Raw genomic sequence first — 5,103 nt, 5'->3', positions numbered from 1 at the left:
GATCAGGGCCAGCGCGGTACTTGCTTTCCAAAGCACTTCTTGAGTTTGAGTTTTCATGATTGAGTTCCCTTGCACCTGTACAACCTTGGGTTGTTTTCAAACGCTCGTTACTTCTAGGGATAGCGATGCGTTTGTCCGTGTGGCTATAACAGACCCGGGCACTCTTTCTCACAATGCTCAACTTGGTATTAACGATTTATATACGGGAGGGCTGTCAGTGCTTAACGACTAATACCAACGATAGGGAAGGGCGCTATATGAAAACAGGGAGGGTTTATAAATCAACGGCTTAAACAAGATAGCGGGCTAATTAAAGCCCGCTATAACTTAAGGCGTATATATACAATTAATCAGTGTTTTTCAGGCGATCGGCTGCCATGTGCCTACCATATGTTCAATGTTGCCCGCGCCGGTTAACCGTAACTCACCGCGGGCGCCGGGCGCGCTGGTGAATAACGTAACTTCGCTGGGCAGGCGCACAGGCTTTTTGAATTCGACGATGACTTCAACATTGGCGACAGGCAGATGTTCCATCAAGGCCGCCAGTGTGCGTGCCGTGTTCCACAACCCGTGTGCGATGGCCTGTGGGAAACCGAAGAGCTTGGCGGTCAGTGCGCTCAAATGGATCGGGTTGTAATCACCGGACACCCGCGCATAACGGCGGCCGATGTCGGCGGGGGCTTTCCAGCGAGTCAGTTCGCTGACTTCGGAGGGGCTGGGCAGTGTGTCGTCGGCAGGCTCACCTTCGAGTTTCACGCCGCGGCAGAGCATCTTGCTTTCGGCTTCCCATAACACGCCGAGCGAGTCCTCGACCGTGGTCACCACGTCAAAGGTTGCCCCTTTGGCGTGGGGCTTCAAGTTTTGCGTGTGCACCGCCACCGTCAGCGCACTGATGGCGCCCAATGGCCGATGGATGCGGATGCGGTTGCTCAAGTGAATCAGCCCGAGCAGCGGGAATGGAAAGTTTTTCGCGGTCAGCAGCTGCATCTGCAGGCCGAACGCAAGGATGTGCGGGTACGTCGCCGGCAACATCGGGCTGTCGGCAAAGCCGCACACGTTCCGATAGGCCGCCAACTGCTTGGGGTTGATGTTCACCGGGCAACGCACACCCTGCTCGGGCAAGGTGTTGCCGGTGATCTTGCGCTTGAGCGCCGCGCGCCAATACAGCGGCAGCAAAAACGGAGTACTGCCTGACGTTTGCCAATCCATGCTTACGCTCCCAGTAGACTTTGCCCACACACCCGCACGGCCTGGCCGCTGACGGCGCCGCTGCCCGGCTGCCCGAGCCACGCGACGGCTTCAGCGACATCCTGGGGCAAACCGCCCTGGCCCAACGAACTCATGCGCCGCCCGGCTTCACGCAGGGCAAACGGAATATGCGCGGTCATCTGGGTTTCGATAAAACCCGGGGCCACGGCATTGATACTGATGCCGCGCTCCTTGAGCAACGGTGCCCAAGCCTGCGCCAGGCCGATCAAACCGGCCTTGCTCGCGGCGTAGTTGGTTTGCCCGCGGTTGCCGGCAATACCGCTGATGGACGCCAGCAGCACCACGCGGGCGTTGTCGTGCAGGGTGCCGCTGTCGAGCAGGGCCTTGGTCAGCACTTGCGGTGCATTGAGGTTCACTGCCAATACCGCGTCCCAATATTCCGGGGTCATGTTGGCCAGGGTCTTGTCGCGGGTGATACCGGCGTTGTGCACCAGAATGTCGAGGCCCTCCGGCAACTGTTCGATCAATTGCGTGGCGGCGTCTTCGGCGCAGATATCCAGCACCACGGTGCGTGCGCCCAGGCGCGCGGCGAGGGCTTCGAGGTCGGCCTTGGCCTGGGGTACATCAAGCAGGATCACATCGGCGCCGTCGCGCGCCAGGGTTTCGGCGATGGAGGCACCAATGCCGCGGGCGGCGCCGGTGACCAATGCCTTGCGCCCGGCCAGCGGGCGGGTCCAATCCTCGACGGGCGTGGCGCATGCTTCCAGGCGAATGACCTGGCCGCAGATGTAGGCGCTTTTGGGCGACAGGAAAAACCGCAGCGCGCCCTCCAACTGGTCCTCGGCGCCGTCACCGACATAGAGCAATTGCAACACGCCGCCGTTTCGCAATTCCTTGGCCAGCGAACGGCTGAAGCCTTCCAGGGCGCGCTGGGCACTCGCGGCAAACGGGTCGCCGAGGCTTTCCGGCGCACGGCCAAGGATCACCAAGTGCGCACTGTTGTCGAGGTTTTTCACCAATGGCTGGAAGAACTCGCGCAGTTGCTTGAGCTGGTCGGTGTGCTGCAAGTCACTGGCGTCGAACACCACGGCCTTGAGCTTGGGGCCATGCCCTGGGATCCACGTCGACGTCTCGGTGCCGTAGGTGTAAGTCGCGTCGGTGAGTTTGTTGGCAAACGCCTGCACCTTGGCGGCCAGTGCACCGCCGCCCAGCAGCAGCGCACCTTCCACCGGACGCAGGCGCCCGGCTTGCCAGCGTTCCAGGCGTACCGGTGACGGCAGGCCAATGGCGGCGACCAGGCGATGGCCGAGGCTTGAGTTGGCGAAGTCGATATAACGGTCAGACATGGAACGCTCTCCGAAGGCTGGGGTTCAAACGGTTGACCACCCCGGGGCGGTAGTCGTTCGATCAGCCTAGGCTAGGCTGGATGATTCCACCCACAACCATCAGGGAGCTTTCCATGACTCAATTGCGCCGTGTAGCGATCATTGGCGGTAACCGCATTCCTTTCGCCCGTTCCAATGGCCCGTATGCCACGGCGAGCAACCAGGACATGCTGACCGCTGCCCTGGAGGGCCTGATCGAACGCTACAACCTGCACGGTCTGCGCCTGGGTGAAGTGGCTGCCGGCGCGGTGCTCAAGCACTCCCGTGACTTCAACCTCACCCGCGAATGCGTGCTGGGCTCGCGCCTGTCGCCGCAAACTCCGGCTTACGACGTCCAACAAGCCTGCGGCACCGGGCTTGAGGCTGCGTTGCTGGTGGCCAACAAGATTGCCCTCGGCCAGATTGAATGCGGGATTGCGGGCGGGGTGGACACCACGTCCGACGCACCGATTGGCGTCAACGAAGGGCTGCGCAAGATTTTGCTGAAAGCCAACCGCAGCAAATCCATGGCGGACAAATTAAAAGTCTTGTTACAACTTCGTCCCCACCACCTTAAACCCGAGCTGCCACGCAACGGCGAACCGCGTACCGGTTTGTCCATGGGTCAACATTGTGAGCTGATGGCGCAAACCTGGCAGATCCCGCGCGCCGAGCAAGACCAGCTGGCGCTGGAAAGCCACCAGAAAATGGCCGCGGCCTACGCCGAAGGCTGGCATAACGATTTGCTGACCCCGTTTCTCGGCCTGACCCGCGATAACAATTTGCGCGCCGACCTGACCCTGGAAAAACTTGCCAGCCTCAAGCCCGCATTTGAGCGCAGCGAAAAGGGCACGCTGACCGCCGGCAACTCGACGCCGCTCACCGATGGTGCGTCCCTGGTGCTGCTGGGCAGTGAAGAATGGGCCAAGGAACGCGGCTTGCCGATCCTCGCTTATCTGCGCGACGGCGAAGCGGCGGCGGTGGACTTCGTCAACGGCGCCGAGGGCCTGTTGATGGCGCCGGTGTACGCCGTACCGCGTTTGCTCGCAAGAAATGGCCTGACACTGCAGGACTTTGATTACTACGAGATCCACGAAGCCTTCGCCGCCCAAGTGTTGTGCACGCTTAAAGCCTGGGAGGACGCGGACTACTGCAAGACGCGCCTGGGCCTGGACGCGCCGTTGGGCGCCATTGACCGCAGCCGCCTCAATGTCAAAGGCAGCTCGTTGGCGGCTGGCCACCCGTTTGCCGCCACCGGTGGGCGTATCGTCGCCAACCTGGCCAAATTGTTGGACGCGGCGGGCAAGGGCCGGGGCCTGATTTCGATCTGTGCGGCCGGCGGGCAGGGTGTCACCGCGATCATCGAGCGATGATTGAGCCTCAAACTGGCATATTGGATGCATTCTTCGGTGGTCAGAGGTCGGTAGCCTCTCCCACCGGCGAGCCGATTGCCGTATAACGAGTGCCACACGCGTGTTTGGTAATACAGGACCCACAATAAAAGCTGATGAAGACTCCTAAACGCATTGAACCCCTGATCGAAGACGGTCTGGTCGACGAAGTGCTGCGCCCACTCATGAGTGGTAAAGAAGCAGCTGTTTATGTGGTGCGCTGCGGCAATGAATTGCGTTGCGCCAAGGTTTACAAGGAGGCAAATAAACGAAGTTTTCGTCAGGCGTCCGAATACCAGGAAGGCCGTAAGGTCCGTAACAGCCGCCAGGCTCGCGCCATGGCCAAGGGCTCCAAGTTCGGCAAGAAAGAAACCGAAGATGCCTGGCAGAACGCCGAAGTGGCGGCGTTGTTCCGCCTGGCCGGTGCGGGCGTTCGTGTGCCCAAGCCGTACGACTTTCTCGAAGGCGTGCTGTTGATGGAGTTGGTGGCCGATGAGTACGGTGATGCGGCGCCACGTCTGAACGACGTCACGCTGGATCCCGACCAGGCGCGCGAATACCACGCCTTCCTGATTTCCCAGATCGTGCTGATGCTGTGTACCGGCCTGGTGCACGGTGACTTGTCCGAGTTCAACGTGCTGCTGACGCCGACCGGCCCGGTGATCATCGACCTGCCCCAGGCGGTGGATGCGGCGGGCAACAACCACGCGTTCAGCATGCTGGAGCGGGATGTGGGCAACATGGCTTCCTACTTCGGACGCTTTGCGCCGGAGTTGAAGAAGACCAAGTACGCCAAGGAAATGTGGGCGCTGTACGAAGCCGGCACCTTGCACCCGGCCAGTGCGTTGACCGGCGAGTTCGACGAACCGGAAGAGCTGGCGGACGTGGGCGGTGTGATCCGCGAGATCGAAGCGGCGCGGCTGGACGAAGAGCGCAAGCAAGCGATTCGCGCGGCGGACGATGCGCCGGCCAACAAGACGGCGGAAGAACCACCGCCGCCCTGGATGCAATAATTAGCTGAGTCGAGCGGGCTTTTGTGGTGAGCGGGTTTGCCCCGCGCTGGGCTGCGAAGCGGCCCCAACAGGTCAACGCGTTTCGCCAGACATAACGCGGTGGCTGGAATGGGGCCGCTTCGCAGC

General features: G+C 61.2%; 4 protein-coding genes. 2 read left to right on the top strand and 2 right to left on the bottom strand.

Annotation, left to right across the window (positions count from 1 at the left end; genetic code table 11):
* Positions 1 to 360 precede the first annotated feature (360 nt).
* The gene (locus WBB95_RS07705) at positions 361 to 1,209 is read right to left on the bottom strand and encodes a MaoC family dehydratase (RefSeq protein ID WP_424487026.1); all 849 of its coding nucleotides are present in this window, start codon (positions 1,207 to 1,209) and stop codon (positions 361 to 363) included.
* Positions 1,210 to 1,211: 2 nt separating this feature from the next.
* Positions 1,212 to 2,555, bottom strand: a complete 1,344-nt coding sequence (locus tag WBB95_RS07700) for a 3-oxoacyl-ACP reductase (protein ID WP_424487025.1) — start codon at positions 2,553 to 2,555, stop codon at positions 1,212 to 1,214.
* Positions 2,556 to 2,668: 113 nt separating this feature from the next.
* Here WBB95_RS07700 and WBB95_RS07695 point away from each other — a divergent pair, with 113 nt between their 5' ends.
* On the top strand, positions 2,669 to 3,946 hold the full coding sequence (locus WBB95_RS07695) for an acetyl-CoA C-acetyltransferase (protein WP_424487024.1): 1,278 nt from the start codon (positions 2,669 to 2,671) through the stop codon (positions 3,944 to 3,946).
* Between the two features lie 134 nt (positions 3,947 to 4,080).
* Positions 4,081 to 4,977 carry a PA4780 family RIO1-like protein kinase gene (locus tag WBB95_RS07690; RefSeq protein WP_424487023.1) on the top strand — a complete coding sequence of 299 codons (897 nt, stop codon included), beginning with the start codon at positions 4,081 to 4,083 and terminating at the stop codon, positions 4,975 to 4,977.
* Positions 4,978 to 5,103 lie beyond the last annotated feature (126 nt).

Origin of the sequence: Pseudomonas sp. (assembly GCF_049645325.1) — a bacterium.
Lineage (GTDB): Bacteria > Pseudomonadota > Gammaproteobacteria > Pseudomonadales > Pseudomonadaceae > Aquipseudomonas.
The sequence above is the reverse complement of the archived record's forward strand: the minus strand, read 5'-3'. Positions and strand labels throughout refer to the sequence as shown.

Coding starts and splice junctions, on each gene's coding strand:
- WBB95_RS07705 (WP_424487026.1), bottom strand. CDS start 1,209: ATGGATTGGCAAACGTCAGGCAGTACTCCGTTTTTGCTGCCGCTGTAT.
- WBB95_RS07700 (WP_424487025.1), bottom strand. CDS start 2,555: ATGTCTGACCGTTATATCGACTTCGCCAACTCAAGCCTCGGCCATCGC.
- WBB95_RS07695 (WP_424487024.1), top strand. CDS start 2,669: ATGACTCAATTGCGCCGTGTAGCGATCATTGGCGGTAACCGCATTCCT.
- WBB95_RS07690 (WP_424487023.1), top strand. CDS start 4,081: ATGAAGACTCCTAAACGCATTGAACCCCTGATCGAAGACGGTCTGGTC.